Annotated in this window: 14 protein-coding genes, 2 tRNA genes and 1 pseudogene; 11 read left to right on the top strand and 6 right to left on the bottom strand. The window is 64.0% G+C overall.

Annotated features, from left to right (window positions below; all coding sequences use genetic code 11):
- The first annotated feature begins 10 nt into the window (after window positions 1-10).
- The 3 genes from AC1D0N_RS22800 (at window position 11) to hmuQ (ending at window position 2,788) form a co-directional block, all read left to right on the top strand.
- Window positions 11-1,303, top strand: a complete 1,293-nt coding sequence (locus tag AC1D0N_RS22800; protein WP_477247877.1) for an energy transducer TonB family protein — start codon at window positions 11-13, stop codon at window positions 1,301-1,303.
- Window positions 1,304-1,362: 59 nt separating this feature from the next.
- A complete protein-coding gene (locus AC1D0N_RS22795) occupies window positions 1,363-2,406 on the top strand; it encodes an energy transducer TonB family protein (protein ID WP_477248057.1) in 1,044 nt (347 codons plus the stop codon).
- Window positions 2,407-2,473: 67 nt separating this feature from the next.
- Entirely contained in the window at window positions 2,474-2,788 is a 315-nt protein-coding gene (hmuQ, locus tag AC1D0N_RS22790; RefSeq protein ID WP_477247875.1) for a heme-degrading protein HmuQ, read from the top strand.
- Window positions 2,789-2,967: 179 nt separating this feature from the next.
- Here the strand turns inward: hmuQ and putA are convergent, their stop codons facing one another.
- On the bottom strand, window positions 2,968-6,579 hold the full coding sequence (gene putA, locus AC1D0N_RS22785) for a bifunctional proline dehydrogenase/L-glutamate gamma-semialdehyde dehydrogenase PutA (protein ID WP_477247873.1): 3,612 nt from the start codon (window positions 6,577-6,579) through the stop codon (window positions 2,968-2,970).
- Between the two features lie 162 nt (window positions 6,580-6,741).
- Between putA and AC1D0N_RS22780 the strand changes: the two genes are divergently transcribed.
- A complete protein-coding gene (locus AC1D0N_RS22780; RefSeq protein WP_477248055.1) occupies window positions 6,742-7,194 on the top strand; it encodes an Lrp/AsnC ligand binding domain-containing protein in 453 nt (150 codons plus the stop codon).
- A gap of 2 nt (window positions 7,195-7,196) precedes the next feature.
- Here AC1D0N_RS22780 and AC1D0N_RS22775 read toward each other — a convergent pair whose 3' ends face one another.
- Window positions 7,197-8,396, bottom strand: a complete 1,200-nt coding sequence (locus AC1D0N_RS22775; protein WP_477247871.1) for a cytochrome-c peroxidase — start codon at window positions 8,394-8,396, stop codon at window positions 7,197-7,199.
- A 7-nt stretch (window positions 8,397-8,403) separates the two neighbouring features.
- Entirely contained in the window at window positions 8,404-8,853 is a 450-nt protein-coding gene (locus AC1D0N_RS22770; RefSeq protein ID WP_477247870.1) for a FixH family protein, read from the bottom strand.
- Window positions 8,854-9,062: 209 nt separating this feature from the next.
- Between AC1D0N_RS22770 and AC1D0N_RS22765 the strand changes: the two genes are divergently transcribed.
- Entirely contained in the window at window positions 9,063-9,983 is a 921-nt protein-coding gene (locus AC1D0N_RS22765; protein ID WP_477247868.1) for a sugar kinase, read from the top strand.
- Window positions 9,984-9,989: 6 nt separating this feature from the next.
- Here the strand turns inward: AC1D0N_RS22765 and AC1D0N_RS22760 are convergent, their stop codons facing one another.
- The 3 genes from AC1D0N_RS22760 to AC1D0N_RS22750 all read right to left on the bottom strand — a co-directional run bounded on the left by AC1D0N_RS22760 (window position 9,990) and on the right by AC1D0N_RS22750 (window position 13,669).
- Window positions 9,990-11,009, bottom strand: coding sequence for an aldose epimerase family protein (locus AC1D0N_RS22760; RefSeq protein ID WP_477247866.1), 1,020 nt, complete (start codon window positions 11,007-11,009; stop codon window positions 9,990-9,992).
- A 99-nt stretch (window positions 11,010-11,108) separates the two neighbouring features.
- Window positions 11,109-12,566 carry an NAD-dependent succinate-semialdehyde dehydrogenase gene (locus AC1D0N_RS22755; protein WP_477247864.1) on the bottom strand — a complete coding sequence of 486 codons (1,458 nt, stop codon included), beginning with the start codon at window positions 12,564-12,566 and terminating at the stop codon, window positions 11,109-11,111.
- A 152-nt stretch (window positions 12,567-12,718) separates the two neighbouring features.
- Window positions 12,719-13,669 (bottom strand): AEC family transporter, encoded by a 951-nt coding sequence (locus AC1D0N_RS22750; RefSeq protein WP_477247862.1) that lies wholly within the window; start codon window positions 13,667-13,669, stop codon window positions 12,719-12,721.
- Between the two features lie 145 nt (window positions 13,670-13,814).
- Here AC1D0N_RS22750 and AC1D0N_RS22745 point away from each other — a divergent pair, with 145 nt between their 5' ends.
- The 6 genes and pseudogenes from AC1D0N_RS22745 (at window position 13,815) to AC1D0N_RS22720 (ending at window position 18,657) form a co-directional block, all read left to right on the top strand.
- Window positions 13,815-16,826, top strand: a complete 3,012-nt coding sequence (locus AC1D0N_RS22745) for a caspase family protein (RefSeq protein WP_477247860.1) — start codon at window positions 13,815-13,817, stop codon at window positions 16,824-16,826.
- A 94-nt stretch (window positions 16,827-16,920) separates the two neighbouring features.
- On the top strand, window positions 16,921-17,469 hold the full coding sequence (locus AC1D0N_RS22740) for a histidine phosphatase family protein (protein ID WP_477247858.1): 549 nt from the start codon (window positions 16,921-16,923) through the stop codon (window positions 17,467-17,469).
- A 219-nt stretch (window positions 17,470-17,688) separates the two neighbouring features.
- Window positions 17,689-17,762, top strand: a tRNA-OTHER gene (locus AC1D0N_RS22735).
- 2 nt (window positions 17,763-17,764) lie between these two features.
- A tRNA-Asn gene (locus AC1D0N_RS22730) sits at window positions 17,765-17,840 on the top strand.
- A gap of 95 nt (window positions 17,841-17,935) precedes the next feature.
- Window positions 17,936-18,199, top strand: a pseudogene (locus AC1D0N_RS22725) (slipin family protein); the annotation flags it as partial.
- A 176-nt stretch (window positions 18,200-18,375) separates the two neighbouring features.
- On the top strand, window positions 18,376-18,657 hold the full coding sequence (locus AC1D0N_RS22720) for an acyl carrier protein (protein ID WP_010909964.1): 282 nt from the start codon (window positions 18,376-18,378) through the stop codon (window positions 18,655-18,657).
- Window positions 18,658-18,688 lie beyond the last annotated feature (31 nt).

Raw genomic sequence — 18,688 nt, 5'->3', positions numbered from 1 at the left:
GCAAAACACCGTGGCCTGGCCCCTGGCCGGGCCCTTTGTTTTGCCGCTGGAACCGGACGATCCCGATTTCACCATTCCGCACGGCTCGCTGCAGTCTTCGCTGCGTGTCACGCCGGAGAAGAACTACATTACGGACGCCAGCGGCGAGCTGACCACCATACCAGCCGAGCCGCTGGGCGGCACGCGGACCAGGCAGCCAAGGCGCAAATGGAAGGCCGCCGTGGTTTTCTCACTGGTCCTTCATGCGGCGGCGGCAATGGCCTTCCTGGCCACCGACGATGAGCCGATCCTGATCGAAGGCGCCGACCAGTCCGGAATCATGTTGCTCGGCAACGCGCCCGACGACCAGTCGGCCGCCGGCGACATGACAGATGCCCTGCCGGAAGCGGCTGAGGTGACGCTGGTCACCATGCTTGCCCCCAAGCCGGTGGAGACCGTGGAGGCGCAACCGGTCGCGGCGACGGAACCGGCCCAGCCGGTCGAAACGATGGAAGCAGAAGCGACAGCCACGGCAATTTTGGAACCTGTGGGGGAAACGTCGGACCGGCCTGCGTCCGCGCCCGACCGCGTCGATCCTGTCCCGGACGAGCCGGCGACCGCCACGACAGTCACTCCCGTGCCCGAGATTTTGGCCGTCGATCAGGCGGTCGAAGACGACAATTCCGTCCAGAAGCCCGCCGAGCAGTCGACCACGACCGTAAAGGCGACCGCGGCCGAGAAAACGGCGTCCGTCGAAACTCTCGAAAAGGTCACGGCAGAAACGGAGCCGCAACTGGCGCCCGCGGAAAGAAAGCCGCAGCCGACGAAACCCAAGAAAGCAGAGCCTGCGAAAAAGCCGATCAAGAAGGCGCAGAAGGCTGAAGCGCCGAAGAAGGCGGAAAAAGCGCCTGCCAAACAGACCAGGTCCGGCTCCGGCGGCCAGAATGAAGCCGATGCCAAGCGCGGCGTCGCCGATGGCCAGACCGACGGCAAGACAACGAGCAAAAGCCAGGGCGGCAAGTCGGGCGTTGGCAATGCGTCCGTCTCCAACTATCCGGGCAAAGTGGTCGCCAGATTGCGGCGCGCTCTTCGCGGCATTTCGAATTCCGCGCGGACAAAGGCACGCAACGATGTCCAGGTTAGCTTCATCGTCGATGCTGGCGGCGGGGTTGGCGGCATCCGCATCGCCCGCAGTTCCGGCTCGCCTGAACTCGACACGGCTGCACTCGCGATCATACGCCGCGCAGCCCCCTTTCCACCCATCCCGGCGGATGCAGGCCGATCGAGCTGGGCATTCAGCTTGCCGCTCGGCATCACACGCTGATCCGGATGGTGTGCGCGTCAGGCCCCGTACTCGTGCGAAACGCTGTGGCGTGGCCTTTGGTGGTCGGCGCGTTGCCGCAGGCAACCGATCTTGATTTGACAAGTCCGCGCCGCTCGCGGCAGGTCTCGCCGCGAAACATGCAGGAAACCAGCCCCCTCCCCGATGCCGGCAGCGAACTGGCGATCACGCCAGCCGAGCCGCTTGCGCCCGCGCGGCCGTCAGCCATCAGCCGCAAATGGATGGCGGCGATCATCGTCTCCTGCCTGCTCCATGTCGCGGTAGCCGCGGCTTTTCTCATCACACCCGCCGGCACATTCGATTCCAGGGATGCAATCCAGTTGGAAGGCGCCGATCAATCAGGCGCCAACGTGGTCGGCAGCGCCCTGGATGGCCAGGCCCCTGGCGTGATGGACGTTACCGTGGTGCCCGACCCGCAGCCCGCCAAGCCTCAGATGAAGCCCAAGCCGCCTGCCGACCTGCCCGCCAGGGAAATGGCCGCGCAGCCCCCTGCGCCTCTGCCGCTAGCTGTCAAGCAACCCACCGCTGCGCCGGACATACTGACGGTCGACACGCCAAGCCATGACGAACAAAGCGTGGCCCCGAAGGCTGAGACGCCGGCAGAGCCTACGGCTTCGGCTGAAAGCGCCGAGGCGCCTCCTGCCGACATCGAACAGCCGCCGATCCCGACCGCAAGGCCAAGCACGACAGCGGGTTCTGGAGGCCCGGGCGAAACCAACGAGGCGCGCGGCGCGGCGGATGGCGAGGAACGTGACGCGGTGACGTCCAGCACCGGCAAGAAGCAGGGCGCGGCAGGCAATGCGATTGAATCCCGCTACAGCGGTGAAATTCAGAAGAAGCTTGCCCGCGCCAACCGTCGTGTTTCCAAAGCGGTACAAGCCAAGGCCAACAACAATGCCAGGGTCGTTTTCATTGTCATGGCCGACGGTAGCATCGGTGACATACAGCTTGCCGAAAGTTCGGGGTCTGCCGAGCTTGATCAATTCGCTTTGACACTGGTGCGCCAGCAGGCGCCGTTCCCTCCCATTCCAGCCGAGACCGGCAGGTCAAGCTGGGTATTCAAAGCGCGGATCGGTCCGTTTTGAGGGCCTCAGCCTCATCGTTTCAGCCACCCATCAAACGTCACAAGTCGCAATCCCGGAAGGACAGCCAATGTACATCGCCATGAACCGCTTCAAGGTCCAGAACGGCTCGGAGGCCGCCTTCGAAGCCGTCTGGAAGGGACGCGATTCGACGCTTTCGGAAATGGCGGGCTTCAAGGAATTCCATCTGCTTCGCGGCCCGGTCAACGAAGCGGAGGGCTATACGCTGTTTGCTTCGCACACAGTGTGGGCGAGCCATGCGGATTTTGTCGCCTGGACCAAATCCGAGAATTTCCGTGCCGCGCATCGCAACGCCGGTTCCAGCAAGGTGCACTATCTCGGTCACCCCCAGTTCGAGGGGTTCTCGGTCGTCGAAGGCGCCTGACCGCTAACGGGCTAAGGCCAGACCTCCGCTGACGGTTAGGGTGTGTTGAGATTCAGGTCAGGCCGAGTCGAAAACGATGGTTTCAGAGAACCGGAGCGGAGCGTGCTTGAAGTACGTGAGCACCGGAAGCGCAGGAAACCATCGTTTGCAGGCCGGCATCACCTGAATATCAATGCACCCTAAGCCGCGGCCAGCAGGCTGGCATTGCCGCCCGCCGCCGTGGTGTCGACGCAGACCGCGCGCTCATGCGCATAGGCGGCCGGGTTGAGCACTTCGCTGACCAGCGGCACGATCGGTCCTGCGCGGTCGGCAATGACCTTGCGCACGATGCGCGCTGCCTCGGGCGTGCCCGAGAAGGCGACGACGTCGACCCGCAGCGAACGTGCCTCGACCGGATCGGGACGCCCGTCGATGGCCGCCAGCGGCAGGCCCTTGCCGGTCAGCGCCGAGAGCGCTGCCGGTGCACCGGGAGCGACGGCGAGCACGGCATTGCCGGCGGCGAGTGCCTGGATCGTCTGGGCAAGCAGCGTATCGCCATCAGGACCGAGGCAGAGCACGCGGCCGCGCGGCGACAGCGACAGCGTGTTGGCCTCGCCGGTCGGTCCTGGCAGGTCGACCTGGCCGAAATCGATGCCGGCGGCAGCACCAATGGCCGCCGCGCCCTTGCCGCGCAGATGCTTGCGCAGAATGGCAATGCGATCGGGACGGGTCGACCAGCCGCCAAGCGTCGGATCGGGCAGATTGTCGGCAAGCTCGGTCGCCGTCACCTTGTGGCCTTCGCCGACTTCTGTGCCGGCTTCCGGTCCCTTGCGGAAGCGGCGGAGATAATGCGGACCGCCGGCCTTCGGACCGGTGCCGGAAAGCCCCTCGCCACCAAAGGGTTGCGAGCCGACGACGGCGCCGATCTGATTACGGTTGACATAGATGTTGCCGGCATGGATGCCGTCGACGAAATGCTGGACGCGACCCTCGATGCGGGTGTGCAGGCCAAAGGTCAGGCCATAGCCCTTGCGGTTGATCTCGGCGATGACGGCGTCGATCTTGTCGGCGTCGAAACTGGCGACATGCAAAATGGGCCCGAACACCTCGCGCTCCATCTCCTCGATGCCTTTGACCCGAAAAACATGCGGCGCGACGAAACGGCCGTCCTTCGGCGCTTCGAGCTTGGCGATCAGCCGACCTTGCAGGCCCATCTTCGTGCAGTAGTCGCGGATCGACGCTTGCGCCTCGTCGTCGATGACCGGGCCGACATCGGTCGAAATCTGCCAGGGATCGCCGATGCTGAGCGCTTCCATGGCGCCCTTCAGCATCTCCAGCATCTTCTTTTCGACGTCCTTTTGCACATAGAGCACGCGCAGCGCCGAGCAGCGCTGGCCGGCGCTCTGGAAGGCCGAAGCAAGGATGTCGCGAACCGCCTGTTCGGGCAGCGCGGTGGAATCGACGATCATGGCGTTGAGACCACCGGTCTCGGCAATCAGCATGGCGTCGGGTGCCGCGGTCTCGGCCAGTTGCTTCTCGATCAGCTTGGCGACCTCGGTCGAGCCGGTGAAGCAGACGCCGGCAATACGCGGATCGGCGGTCAGCGGTCCGCCGACCGAGGGGCCGTCGCCAGGCAGAAGCTGGATGACATCTTCCGGCACGCCGGCTTCGCGCAGCATTTCGACGGCGCGGAAGGCGATCAGTGGCGTCTGCTCGGCCGGCTTGGCAATCACCGAATTGCCGGTGACCAGGGCAGCGGCGATCTGGCCGGTGAAGATGGCAAGCGGAAAGTTCCACGGCGAGATGCAGACGATCGCGCCGCGCGCTTCTGTGCCCGCTTCGTTGTTGGCTGCTTCGGTGGCGTAGTAGCGCAGGAAGTCGACGGCTTCGCGCACTTCGGCGACGCCATCGGCCAGCGATTTGCCGGCCTCGCGGGTGGCGAGCGCAAAGAACTCGACGGCGTTCGTCTCATAGAGATCGGCGGCGCGGTTGAGGATGGCGGCACGCTCGGCGACGGGCCGCTTGGCCCAGGCCGGCTGCGCCTCCACGGCGAAGCGCACGGCGGTCGCGACCTGCTTGGCGGCAGCCTCGCTGACCGTGCCGACAATTTCGCTAGGCTTGGCCGGATTGACGATCGGGCGCTGCTTGCCGTAGCCGGCGGCGCGGGTGATCGGCTTGGCGTGCCAGCGGTCCGAGCCGGCAAAGCCTGCCTTGGCCTTCTCGATCGCGGCCAGCACCACGGTATCGGTGATGTCGAAGCCTTTTGAGTTGCTGCGGCCGGCGCCGAAAATCGCCGAGGGGCGAGCGATCGCCGGATTGGCGGCCAGGCCCTGGCTTTCGACGGTCTCGAGCGGATCGCGGGCGATGTCCTCCGGCTCGACCTCCTCGTCAGTCAACTGGTGGACGAAGGAGGAGTTGGCGCCGTTCTCCAGCAGGCGCCGGACCAGATAGGCCAAAAGGTCGGAATGCGCGCCGACCGGCGCATAGATACGACAGCGCGTGCCTTCGGCCTGGCGCACCGTCTCATGCAGCGCCTCGCCCATACCGTGCAGGCGCTGGAATTCGAACGCATCGCGGTTATCAGCCATCGACAGGATGGCGGCGACGGTGTGGGCATTGTGGGTGGCGAATTGCGGGTAGATGCGGTCGGTCATGCCAAGCAGTTTTTTCGCGCAGGCCATGTAGGAAACGTCGGTGTTGGCCTTGCGGGTGAAGACGGGATAGCCGCCAAGCCCGAGCGCCTGCGCCCGCTTGATCTCGGTGTCCCAATAGGCGCCCTTGACCAGCCGCACCATGATGCTGCGGTCGTATTTCTTGGCCAGCGCGTAGAGCCAGTCGATGGTGAAGGCCGCACGCGGCCCATACGCTTGCACCACCACGCCAAAGCCATTCCAGCCGGCGAGTTCCGGCTCGGCCAGCACCCGTTCGATGACGTCGAGCGACAGATCGAGACGGTCGGCTTCCTCGGCGTCGATGTTCAGGCCCATGCGCGAATGGCGCGCCGCCAGCGCCAAGGACAACAGCCGCTCGGCCATGACCGGCAACATCTTTTCCTTCTGCGCCACTTCATAGCGCGGATGCAGCGCCGACAGCTTGACCGAAATGCCGTGGTTCTGGCGGATGTCGGGCCCATTGGAGCCGGCATCGAGCGAGGAAATCGCGTCGGCGTAGGCCTTGAGATAGCGCAGCGCGTCGGCCTCGGTTCGGGCCGCCTCGCCCAGCATGTCGAAAGAATAGAGATAGCCCTTCTGCGTCATCGGCCGGCCGCGCTTGACGGCCTCGGTGATGGTGCGACCAAGCACGAACTGTTCGCCCATTTCGCGCATGGCAGCAGCCACCGCCTTGCGGATGACCGGTTCGCCGAGCCGGCGCACCATCGAACGCAGCGTGCCTTCGATGCCGCCCTCGCCTTCGTCGAGCACGCGGCCGGTCAGCATCAGCGCCCAGGTCGAGGCATTGACGAAAATGGAGCTTGAACCGCCCGAATGCGCCGACCAGTCGTGCGGCGCGATCTTGTCGGCGATGAGGTCGTCCATCGTCTCGGTATCGGGCACGCGCAGCAGCGCCTCGGCCAGGCACATCAGCGCCACGCCTTCCTTGGTGGAGAGGCCGTAGGCCGAGAGGAACACCTCCATCAGCCTTGGATCGGACGAGCCGCGCACCGCCCGCACCAGATCGGCGGCACGGGTCGAGATTGCGTCGCGGTCTTTGGTCGACAGTCCTGTCGCCTCGGCCAGCCGCTTCACGGCTGCATCTTCGTCGGGCAGATAGTTGGAACGGATCTGCTGGCGGATGGCATCGAGCGCTGGCATGGCGGTCCTGTGAACGAGCAAGAGGGAGCGGGCCGGCGGTCACCGGACCGAATGGCGCAAGCTAGCACAATTGAGAATTTCGGTCGGCCCAAAGAAATGGACAATGCAGATCGATTGATCTATCATTTGCGCCATATTCACGCCAAACCGACCACGAAATCGATGATCGAAGATCAATTGGACCGCATCGATCGAAATATCCTGTCGGCGCTGGCACGCGACGGGCGGCTTTCCATGTCGGAACTCGCCGGCAAGGTCGGCCTGTCGAAGACGCCGGTGCAAGCGCGGGTGAAGCGGCTGGAGAAGGAAGGCTACATCAGGGGCTATCAGGCGATCATCGACCGCGAGCGCATGGGCGAAGGCCATGTCGCCTTCGTCCAGGTGAAATTGTCCGACACCCGCTCGGCCGCGCTCGACGCCTTCAACCGCGCCGTACAGGTGGTGCCGGAGATCGAGCAGTGCCACATGATGGCGTCGAGCTTCGATTATCTGCTCAAGGTCCGCACCACCGATATCGCCGCCTATCGCCGCGTGCTCGGCGAGCGCATCTCGGCTCTGCCCCACGTCGCCCAGACCTCGACTTTCGTGGCGATGGAAACGGTCAAGGACCGGTAAGCCTACTCCGCCAACGTCTTCAAAAACGCCACCAGCGCTGCGCGCTCGCGGTCCGAAAGCTGCAGCGGGTGAACCTCGGACGTGCCCTCGACGCTTGGCTCCGCCTTGGCATAATGCGCCACCACCTCGTCGAGCGAGGAAAACTGCCCGGCATGCATGTAGGGCGGTCGGGTGGCGGCGCCGCGCAGCGACGGCGTCTTGTAAGCACGGATCAGTTCCGGTCCTGACTTGACCATGAAGCGAAGTTCTCCGCAGGCACTGTCATCGCCGTCGCGAAAGGCGCCAAGACAGTTGAACGGGTCAGCCTCGACTTGGCGTACCGCGTCGATGCGGCCACGATCCACGGGCAAGTCGGCAACCGGTGGCACGCCGGTGTTGTGAAAACTGTTGTCGGTGAAGCGCGGGCCATTGTGGCAGGTCACGCAATTAGCCTTGCCGATGAACAGTTTCAGCCCGAGGATTTCGTCCGGCGAAAAGGCATCCTCGCCTTGCGGCTTGGCCCCTGCTCCCAGATCGATGGCAAAGCGGTCGAAGCGCGTCTGCGGCGGCTCGATCGAGCGCTCGAAGGCGGCGATCGCCTTGCCGATATTGGAAAAGACACGATTGACGTCCTCGGCCTGGGCAGCGGGCATGGCTTTCCAGGCCGCTTTCTCGGCATCGGTGCCGAGCGGGCTGGCATTGGCCGGCACGGTCGAGAGATCGGGCAGTGGACCAAAAATGCGCTCGTAGCGCTCACCAAACCGCTTCTTGATGTAGTGCACATAGGCGGCGCGGTTGCCGGCATGCTCGAGCGGATTTTCCAGCGGCGTCAGCGCCTGCGCCCAGAGACTGTCGCGCCGCCCATCCCAGAAGAACCACGGGTCGCGCGCGACGCCGGCCAGCGGCATCGAACGCCGGTTGGTGCGGCCAACGCCGACGGCTTGCGGCAGGTCGTCCTGGAACTGGCGGTCGATCTTGTGGCAGGTCGAGCAGGAGACGGTGCCGTCGCGGCTCATCCCCGCGTCGAAGAATAGTGTCGATCCGAGCGCCGCGGCAGCAGGCACATCGGCAAAGCGGTTGGTGGTGTCGGTCTTCAGCGGTGGCAGCGTGTTCAGCGCCAGCGAGGCGATGGTTTTCTTCTCGGTGTCGGAAAACTGCGGCTTGCCGCAACCGGCAAGCATCGCCACCACCATTAGTGCGAGACATCGCGAAAAGCGGCTCATCTAAAACTCACAGCACCACGTTGAAGACGACGGTGTCGGAACCGGCCGCCGCCGAGATGGCGAAGCGCAATTGCCACCAGCCGCTCATGGTGAATTTCAACCCGTCGATCCGATAGCGCCCATCGCCCAGATAGTCGGTCGCTTGCGGACTGGTCGGCAAGCCGTGACTGTGCTGCGGCATGCCGCCTGACACCGTAATCGCCGCGCCTTCCACAGGTGCGCCCTTGACCGTCTTCAGCGTCAGCAGCCAGGATTGCAATTCGCCCTGCCGCACGACACCCCGCTCCGGCTGGAAGCTCGCCACGAACAAGCCGCTCGCCGTGGTTTTCGAGCGGGATACATCGAGGCCGGCGAACTGCGCCGACCGAGGCGCCGTCAGATAGACGATAGCGAGAATGCCGGCCAGCAAGGCAGCAAGACCCAGACCCGCGAGAAGATAACGCCATAGTGATGCCAAACCGGTTCCTCTTCCAAACATAACGTCTCGGGGAGCAATTCGCGTCCCGCCGCACCTGTGGGAAAACGCTTCTGGCGCAAAAAACCGCCGCAGCCAACCATGGCGCTGCGGGCCGCAAAAAGCTACAGCACCGGCTCTTTGGTTTCGTGCATGTTCGTTGCCCCAAACCGCTACACACTTTTGGGCGACATGCACCAGGAGAAAGACATATGGCAGCAAACGGCGTCGCTTCGATCGGTGAGTGCATGCTTGAACTTTCGGGCCAGACCGGGCCGAACTGGCGCATGGGCTTTGCCGGCGACACGTTCAACACGCTTTGGGCGCTGCATGCGCTGAGCGGTGACCGGCCGGCGACCTATGTCTCGGCCTTCGGCGACGACCCGTTCTCACAAGGCCAGATCGCCTTCTTCGCCGAGAACGGCATCGGCATCGGCGCCAGCCCGGTCATAGCGGGCGCCCGGCCCGGCCTCTACGCCATCACGCTGACTGGCGCCGAACGCGCCTTCACCTACTGGCGCAGCGACGCAGCGGCGCGGCGGCTTGCCTCGGACCCAGCCGCCTTGACCAAAAGCCTTGAAAAACAGGCACTTGTCTACTTTAGCGGAATCACTTTGGCAATTCTGGACGCTGCCGCGCGCAAGACATTGCTGGCGGCGGTGGCGAATGCCCGCGCGGCAGGCTCGCTTGTCGCCTTCGATCCCAACTACCGGCCGCGCCTTTGGCACAGCCGCGAGGACGCGCAGGCCGCGATCCTCGAAGCGCTTGCCGTCACCGACATCGCGCTGCCGACCTTTCCCGACGAACAGATGCTGTTTGGCGATACCGCACCGCATGTGACCGCCGAGCGGCTGGGAGAGCTGGTCGGTGAAGTCGTGGTCAAGAATGGCGAGCAGCCGGCACTGATCGCCGAGAATGGAAACCTGCAGCCCGTTCCGGCGGTCCAAGTCGCCACCCCCGTCGACACCACCGGCGCCGGCGATTCCTTCAATGGCGGCTATCTCGCCGCCCGGCTTGCCGGTCACGCCCCGGCAGAGGCCGTGCTGCGTGCGCATCGCGTCGCCGCCGCAGTCGTGCAGGTGCGCGGCGCGCTGGCGCCGTTCGAGACCCTAAGAGTCGCTTTCGAACGCTAAACCCGCCTACGGTAAGCGGAACCGATATTCCGTCACATGGTGATAGATCTGGCCCGGCCACAGCGTGGCTTGCGGAAAATATGGCCGGTTGGGTGCATCCGGCCACACTTGCGATTCCAGGCAGAAGCCGGAAAAGGGCTTGTAGCGACGTCCGCCCAATCCCGGCGAAGACGGCGCCACGTGCTGGCCGATATAGAGCTGGACACCCGGTTCCGTGGTCCAGAGTTCCATCTCGACACCGGAATTTGCTCCTTGCGCCCAGGATGCCTGCTTGAGCGGCCCCCGCGTCGAGGTCAGGCAGAAATTCTGGTCGTAGGCAAGCTGCTCGCCCTCCGTTTCCATGCGCAGCGGCCGCGCCTGACGGAAATCGAAAGGGGTGCCGTCGACCGGCTTCACCACTCCGGTCGGGATCAGCTCGCTGTCGACCGGCGTATAGGCGCCGGCATTCAGCATCAGCCGGTGGTCGAGGATATCGCCGGCACCGCCGTCATCGAGGTTGAAATAGGAATGCTGCGCCAGATTGCACAGCGTTGGCTCCTCGCAGGTCGCGGTCAGTTCCATGCTGAGCGTGCCGGGAATTTTCAGCCGGTAGGTGCAGGTCACGTCGAGCGCGCCGGGAAAGCCCATCGTGCCGTCGGGGTCGTGCAACGTCAGCGTGACGAAATCCTTGCCATGCAGCGACACCGTCCACGGCCGGTGAAAATAGCCCTGCGAGCCGCCATGCAGCGTATGCTTGTCGAGAAAATTGCGCTCGGTCTGGTAGCGCTTGCCGGCGATGGTGAAGCGGCCATCGCGGATGCGGTTGGCAAAACGTCCGACCACCGCGCCGAAGAAGGCCCTGTCCGTCTCATAGGGTTCGAAACGGTCATAGCCGAGCACCAGCGGTGCGTCGTGCCCGGCCAGGCGCAGATCCTGAAGGATTGCGCCCAGCCCGATGATGTTGGCGGTGAGGCCGCCGCCCCTGATGGTGAAGCGGCGGACGTCCTCGCCCGCTTGCGTCGTGCCGAAAACCTCGCCGTCCTTCATCGCCGTGCCCATACGTCGGTTGTTTGATCCATGGACTTAGGCCGGCTGAATGTCGTCTGGCAAGGGCAGGCACATGGCCTGCCCTGTCCTCAATGTTTCCTAGAGGCCGAGGCCGCCGATGCAGACATATTTGGTGTCGAGATAATCCTCGATGCCCTGATGTCCGCCTTCCTTGCCGAGGCCCGATTCCTTGACGCCGCCGAACGGCGCTTCCGGCGTGGTGATGAGGCCTTCATTGACGCCGACCATGCCGTATTTCAGCCCTTCCATGACCCGGAAGGCGCGGCCGAGTTCGCCGGTGTAGAAATAGCAGGCAAGGCCGAATTCGGTGTCGTTGGCGAGCGCGATGGCCTCTTCCTCGGTTTCGAACTTGAACACCGGCGCCACCGGGCCAAAGATCTCTTCCTTCATGAAGCGCATCTTCGGCGTCGCATTGGCGATCACCGTCGGCTGGAAGAACGAGCCGCCGAGCGCATGGCGCTTGCCGCCGGCGACGATCTTGCCGCCCTTCGAGGTCGCATCGGCGATCAGTTCCTCGACCTTCTCGACCGCCTTCACGTCGATCAGCGGTCCCTGCTGGACGCCATCCTCGAGGCCGGAGCCGACCTTCAACCCGTTGCTGGCCGCCGCAAGCCCTTCGACGAATTTGTCATAGACGCCGGCCTGCACCAGGAAGCGGTTGGTGCAGACGCAGGTCTGGCCGGAGTTGCGATACTTGGCGGTGATGGCGCCGGCGATGGCGCGCTCGATGTCGGCGTCATCGAAGACGATGAACGGCGCGTTGCCGCCGAGTTCCATCGACACCTTCTTGACGGTGACCGACGACTTCTGAATGAGCAGCTTGCCGACCTCGGTCGATCCGGTGAAGGTGATCTTCGACACCAGCGGGTTGGCGCAGATCTCGTCGCCGATCTCGCTGGCAGAACCGGTCAGAATGTTGATGACGCCCTTGGGGAAGCCGACTTCTTCGGCCAGCGCGCCCCAGGCGAGACCGGAATAAGGCGTCTGCGACGCCGGCTTGACGACGGCGGTGCAACCGGCGGCCAGCGCCGGTCCGAGCTTGCGGGCCAGCATCGAGGACGGAAAGTTCCACGGCGTGATGGCGGCGATGACGCCGACCGGCTCCTTGGTCACCAGGATCCGGCGATCGGCCCACGGCGACGGCACGACGTCGCCATAGGTGCGGCGGCCCTCTTCGGCGAACCACAGAATGTAGGACGCGGCCGAGCCGATTTCGCCCTTGGATTCGAACAGCGACTTGCCCTGCTCGATGGTCAGCAGTTCGGCCAGCACGTCCTGATTGTCCATCATAGCGTCATGCAGCTTGCGCAGCAGCTTCGAGCGCTCGAGCGCGGTGGTCTTGCGCCATGTCTTGAAGGCGGTGGCGGCGGCCTCGATGGCGCGGTGGGTCTCGGCCTTGCCCGATTTCGGCACGGTGCCGATCTTGAGGCCGGTGGCCGGATTGTTGACGTCAACCGTCTGGCCGCCGTCGGCCTGCACCCATTCGCCGTTGATGAGATTGGCCTGCCGCATGAAATGGCTGGTTTTCTGAAGCATGGTCTAGCCTCCGTTCGGCGCTCTGACGGGCCGGTTTCTTGATGTATTCGGTAAGCGTGCGCTATCCCGCACGCTGGAGCCACTGCTCTTTACCTAGGGCAAGCCCGGCAAGCAATCGCAATATGGCATATAGGGGTTGGGCCAGCGCCAAACTAGCCGAAGACGTGGACAACCACCGTCAACCAGAAGGCGGTTGTAACAACGGCGCTGGCCGTCGCGATGGTCATCTGGTTCGACGCCAGCGCCTGGCCGGTGTTGAACTGCACGGCGATCAGATAGGAATTGACGCCGGAGGGCAGTGCCGCCACCACCACCGCCACCTTGGCCGTCAATGGCGGCAGGCCAAGCAGCCAGACCAGGCCGAGCACCAGCGCCGGCATCAGGAACAGTTTCAGCGTCGACAGCGCCAGCGCCGGCCGGATGTTGCCGGAAATGCCGAAACGGCGCAGGCTGAGCCCCATCGCAAACAACGCCACCGGCCCGGCCGTGTTAGCCAGCGCATCGACCAGCCGCGTGGCAAGGTTCGGCAGCGGCGCGCCGCTGAGGCGCCATGCCAGCCCGGCGAGGATGCCGATGATCAGAGGGTTGGCGAACAGTCTTTTCAGAAAGCTCTGGACGATGCGCAGTGGGTGCACGGGCTCGCTGTCACCCCGGCCAAATATCTCGAACATGACGATCGAAGCCATCATCATGGTCGGCAGATGCACGGAAACGAGCAGCGACAGCACTTCGAATCCGCTGGATCCGAATACACCGAGAACGAAGGGAATGCCCAGCAACACCACGTTCGAGAAGGACGACGACACTCCACCGACGATGCCGGTGCGGGCGTCCCGTCCGAAGACCCGCGTCGTCACCAGATGGCCGGCGGCCCACGTGATTGCCACTGCCGTGAAGTAAGCGCCCCACAGCGACCAGGGCGCCACGCCGTGGAAATCGGAATTCACCATCGTCCGAAACAGCAGCAGCGGCATCGCAACGTTGATGGCGAATTCGGAGATGCCGTCCCCGCTGGCCGGTTTCAGATAGCCGGTGAGCCCGGTGAGATAGCCGAGCGCGACGAGGCTGAAGACGAAAAGAACCGTTTCGGTGAGCGGAGACATTCTTGAGGGATAGGCGAGCCCGGATGGCAGCGCAATCGCCTGTTCTTCAGCAAACCGATGCTCGATAATGCCAGCGCCAGAATTTGATCATGGTCAGGTGACAGCGCTATACAGGCTTGGGATCTTCAGGGCGGACACAAAGCGAATGGTCGCGACGCCGAAACAGCGTCATTTCAGACAGGCATGGCTGACGGCTTTCGTCGCAGCGATGCTTTGCGTTGCCGCGACGGCGCTAGCGGTTGCGGAGACGAGCCTCAAGGGCGTGGCGCTGATCATCGGCCAGTCGAAATACGAGCACATCACCGCCCTTGCCAACCCGGCCAACGACGCCCGCGACATGGCCAAGATGCTGACCGATCTCGGCTTCGATGCCCGCAGCGTCACCGATCGCGATGCCGCCAAGCTGAAGCGCGACCTCGAACGTTTCGTCGAGGATGCCGAGGGAGCCGATGTCGCCTTCATCTACTATTCCGGCCACGGCATCGAGGCCGGCGGCGAGAATTATCTGGTGCCGGTCGATGCCGACGTATCGTCGCTCAAGAATGCCGATGAGGCGCTGGTGCCGATTTCCGCCGTCATGGACGAACTGAAGAAGACTGTGCCGGTGACGATCATGCTGCTCGACGCCTGCCGCACCAACCCGTTTCCGCCGGATGCTGTCGTGCGCCGGGCGCCGACGGCCTCAGCGTCGCCGATCGGCGCCGGCGGGCTGGAGCCGGTGCGCGGCGCCAAGGCGCTCGGCGATGCGCCAGCAGCAACGGAAAACCTCGGCACAGTGATCGGCTTCGCCGCCGAGCCGGGACGCCCGGCACTGGATGGCGCCGTCGGCGAAAACAGCCCCTATGCGGCAGCACTGCTGCGCCACCTCGCGGCGATGAAAGGCACCGAATTCGGCTCGGTCATGCGCATGGTGACGGAAGAAGTCTATCTCGACACCAGGGCGAAGCAGCGACCGTGGGTCAATGAAAGCCTGCGCAGGCTGCTCTATTTCGGCGTCGCGCCGCCGGAGCCGACCGGCGATGACGGGCTGATCACCGGCGAGCGGCGGCAATTGCTGCTGACCATTTCCGACCTGCCCGACCCCAGGCGGGCGCAAGTGGAACTGGCCTCGCTGCAGGACGGCGTGCCGCTCGATGCGCTCTATGGCGTGTTGAAGGCGCTCGGCACCGAAAAGATCCCCGAGGATCCGACCGACCTGCAAAAGCTGCTCGACACGCAGGCCGAGCGGTTGAAGAAGATGGTTTCCGAGCGCGATGCCTTGCGCACCGACGATCCCGAGATCAAGCGCCTGGTCGCTTCCGCCGACAAGGCCATCGGCCAGGGCGCCATCGTCACGGCGCGCAAATTCCTCGATGACGCAGTGGGCCGAGTCGAGCAGGGCAGCGGCGCGGTCGACCAGGCAGAGGATCTGGTGAAGCGCAAGCGCATTGCCGACGCCGCCATCTATGCCAGGCGGGCCGACGCCTCAGCGCTGGTCTTCGACTACCAATCCGCCGCCAACGACTACGGCAAGGCGTTTTCGCTGGTCGAGAAATGGGACGACAAACTGCGCTGGAACTACAAGAACCAGGAGGCTGAGGCGCTGGGTGCCCACGGCGATGCCACAGGCGACAAGGACGCTCTGCAGCGCGCCATCGACGCCTACCATGTCATCCTCAACTTCATTCCCAATGGCGAACAGAATCGCGACTGGGCGATTACCCGCAACAACATGGCGGTGGTGCTGCAGACCATCGGCGAGCGCGAGACCGACACCGCAAGGCTGGAAGAGGCGGCAGACATTTTCCGTGCTTCGCTGGCCGTGTTCGAGCGTGACAAGGACGACCTTAATTGGGCCGCCGCCCAGAACAATCTGGGCAATGTGCTGTTGAAGATCGGCGAGCGCGAGAGCGACCCGAAGCGCCTGAACGAAGCGGTTGCCGCGATGCGCGCGACGCTGGACAAGCGCCCGCGTGAAAAAGTCCCGCTGGACTGGGCCGCTTCGCAGATGAATCTCGGCCTGGCGCTCTACGCGCTCTCGGAGCGTGAGCCAGGTGGCGAGCATATGACCGAGGCGGAAGCCGCCTATCGGCTCTCGCTCGAAGAATACACGCGGCAAAAGGCGCCTGTGCAGTGGGCCATGGTGCAGAACAATCTCGGCAACACGCTGGTTTCGATCGGCACGCTGCGCAACGACAAGGCGAAGATCACCGAGGCGGCCGACGCCTTTCGCGCCGCCCTCGAGATACGAACCCGCAACACCTTCCCGGTCTCCTGGGCGACCAGCCGGCTCAATCTCGGCAATGCGCTGAGCAGTGCTGCGCGTTTCGAACTCGGTACCGGCAACCTCGAGGAAGCCGCGGCAGCCTATGGCGATGCGTTGACCATCTTCACGCGTCAGCGTTTTCCGATGGATTGGGCGTCTACACAAAACAATCTCGGCTCGATCTACCAGACGCTCGGCCAGCGTACCCTCGATCCGGCCAAGCTCGAGCAGTCGGCCAGCGCCTTCCGGGCGGCGCGACGGGTCTACACCAAGAAGGACTTCCCGCTCGACTGGGCGATGACGCACTACAATCTCGGCAACACGCTACAACTGCTCGGCGGCCTGTCCGACAAGCCCGAGCACTACAAGGATGCGATCGAGGCCTATCGTGATGCGTTGCGCGAGTACAAGCGCGAGACGACGCCGCGGCAATGGGCGCTGGCGCAAGCCGGCCTCGGTTCGGCGCTGCATTGGCTGAGCATGAGCAATGCCGATCCCAAGACCCTGGCCGATTCGATTGCCGCGCGACGGGCAGCACTGGAGGTGCTGACTTTCGAGACCGCACCCGTCGATTGGGCGAACGCGCAGAACGGCATCGGCATGAGCCTGCTCAATCTCGGCAACCTCGAACGCACCGACAAATATTTGAACGATGCCGAAGCCGCCTTTTCGGCGACGCTCAAAGTGTTCACCCGTGAAAGCCTGCCGATGCAATGGGCCTTCCAGCAGAACAATCTCGGCGATATCCATTGGAATCGCGGCAGCTATGGCGGCGGCAATGCCGAATTCCAGAAGGCCATCGAATTCTTCGAAAACGCCAAGCTGGGCTTTACCGAAGCCGGCTACCCTGCCCCCACCGCGCTAACCGACCAGAAGATCGAGTTGGTGAAGAAGCAGATGGCGAAGAAATAGACCTCAGCCCCTGCGCTTGTCTTTCACCCGGCTTTGCCGTCCCTATATGCCTGTCACCGGATCCGCCTGCCGGCGACCGGGAGAAAGATAACTGATGCTTCGACTTGCCCTGGCACTGTTTCTGCTGGTCATTCCCGCCGTGGCCCATGCAACGGATTCCGGCTGGGCGCTGCTGGCCGATGGCGGACATGTCGTGCTGCTTCGCCACGCAATGGTCACCGGCACCACCGATCCGGCAAATTTCGACATCACCAAATGCGCTACCCAGATCAACCTCTCGGCACGCGGCCAGCAGCAGGCAAGCAAGATCGGCGCGCTGTTTGCCGCCCGCGCCGCACCCATCGAGCGCGTGCTGTCCAGCCGCTACTGCCGCTGCCTCGACACCGCCCGCATCGCCTTCGAAGCCGAGCCGGAACCCTTCGCACCGCTCGATCTCCTGAAGACCGACGCGACCGAGAAAGCCGCCCAGATCGCGGCGATCATGACCGAGATCCGCGGCTATTCCGGCTCCGACAACCTGGTCATGGTCACCCACCTCGAAAACATCGTGGCGCTGACCGGCATCTCGCCGCGCGAAGGCGAAGCGGTGGTGGTCGAGCCGCAGGGCGATGGTTTGCGCGTGCTCGGCCGCGTCACCTTCTGACGGCGCGGACGCCCACAGCGCAGGTGTTGCCGAAATACAACCACTGAAAGAAGCCGCAAATCCGCCACGACAATGCCGCTTGCGACAACCCGTCGCAGGGGCTATAGGCGCGCTCCCGGTCACGAAAACCGAAGCGAGCACAACGGTTGGAGCTTTTGTCTCCGCCCGCGCAGGCGGCATTGCCACCCTGTGTACGGCGCCGTTTTGGGGATTGGGATCGCGGATGTAGCTCAGCGGTAGAGCGCCGGATTTGGGTCCGGAGGTCGCAGGTTCGATTCCTGCCGTTTGCACCACGGATAGCTCAGTTTGGTAGAGCATCAGATTGTTAATCTGACTGTCGAAGGTTCGATTCCTTCTCCATTGGCCTTCCAAGCCAAGCACCATGCAGGTGTTATCTGAAAACGGTCCGGGGACTGGAATGCCGAAGATCTGACGCACGGCTCAAGCCTTCGGGTGCGGGCCGGACCTGAAGGGTCTGACTCGTGAGATCCTCAACCAGGTGGTGTCGGCCGAAAAGCAGGCCGAGGCCAACATCATCCGCCGTCGCGAGGAGACGAACGCCACGCGTTCCCTGCTCAACACAGCCAGGGTGATGGCCGAGAACCCGGTGATGCTGCGGTTGAAGGAGCTCGAGGCTCTGGAGACCATCGCCGGCAAGGTCGAGCGGCTGACCGTCCACAACGGAACGGCCGGGCTGCTCAACGACCTGGTCAAGCTCCGCGACAGCTGAGCTGACGAAACATTAATGGAGGGGGCCGCCGGGCCAACCGGCGGCCCTTCTTGCGTTCGCGAAACCGCCATCCCATCTGTGCCCGGCGTATCAGGCCTTTTCCTGCCGGGAAAAACCGATTAGACAGCGCCCAAACACATGCGGACAGATTCCGCCCGCAACCGAAGGAAAAGCCCTTGTCCACCACGTTCGACAAAGTCGCCAAGATCATTGCCGACACCAGCGAGATCGATATCGACACCATCACCCCCGAGAGCCACACGATTGATGATCTCGGCATCGACAGCCTCGATTTCCTCGATATCGTCTTTGCCATCGACAAGGAATTCGGCATCAAGGTGCCGCTGGAAAAGTGGACCCAGGAAGTCAATGACGGCAAGGCTTCGACCGACGATTACTTCGTCATGAAGAACCTGTGCGCCAAGATCGACGCGCTGGTCGCCGCCAAGACCGCCTGACATCGGGCAAACGCGCGGCCTTGACGGGCTG

The sequence above is a fragment of the Mesorhizobium sp. P2_E10 genome (assembly GCF_056404235.1).
The sequence above is the reverse complement of the archived record's forward strand: the minus strand, read 5'-3'. Positions and strand labels throughout refer to the sequence as shown.

Excerpts from the sequence above, each read along its gene's own strand:
- hmuQ (WP_477247875.1), top strand. The coding sequence starts at position 2,474 with ATGTACATCGCCATGAACCGCTTCAAGGTCCAGAACGGCTCGGAGGCC.
- putA (WP_477247873.1), bottom strand. The coding sequence starts at position 6,579 with ATGCCAGCGCTCGATGCCATCCGCCAGCAGATCCGTTCCAACTATCTG.
- AC1D0N_RS22780 (WP_477248055.1), top strand. The coding sequence starts at position 6,742 with ATGATCGAAGATCAATTGGACCGCATCGATCGAAATATCCTGTCGGCG.
- AC1D0N_RS22775 (WP_477247871.1), bottom strand. The coding sequence starts at position 8,396 with ATGAGCCGCTTTTCGCGATGTCTCGCACTAATGGTGGTGGCGATGCTT.
- AC1D0N_RS22765 (WP_477247868.1), top strand. The coding sequence starts at position 9,063 with ATGGCAGCAAACGGCGTCGCTTCGATCGGTGAGTGCATGCTTGAACTT.
- AC1D0N_RS22760 (WP_477247866.1), bottom strand. The coding sequence starts at position 11,009 with ATGAAGGACGGCGAGGTTTTCGGCACGACGCAAGCGGGCGAGGACGTC.
- AC1D0N_RS22755 (WP_477247864.1), bottom strand. The coding sequence starts at position 12,566 with ATGCTTCAGAAAACCAGCCATTTCATGCGGCAGGCCAATCTCATCAAC.
- AC1D0N_RS22750 (WP_477247862.1), bottom strand. The coding sequence starts at position 13,669 with ATGTCTCCGCTCACCGAAACGGTTCTTTTCGTCTTCAGCCTCGTCGCG.
- AC1D0N_RS22745 (WP_477247860.1), top strand. The coding sequence starts at position 13,815 with ATGGTCGCGACGCCGAAACAGCGTCATTTCAGACAGGCATGGCTGACG.
- AC1D0N_RS22740 (WP_477247858.1), top strand. The coding sequence starts at position 16,921 with ATGCTTCGACTTGCCCTGGCACTGTTTCTGCTGGTCATTCCCGCCGTG.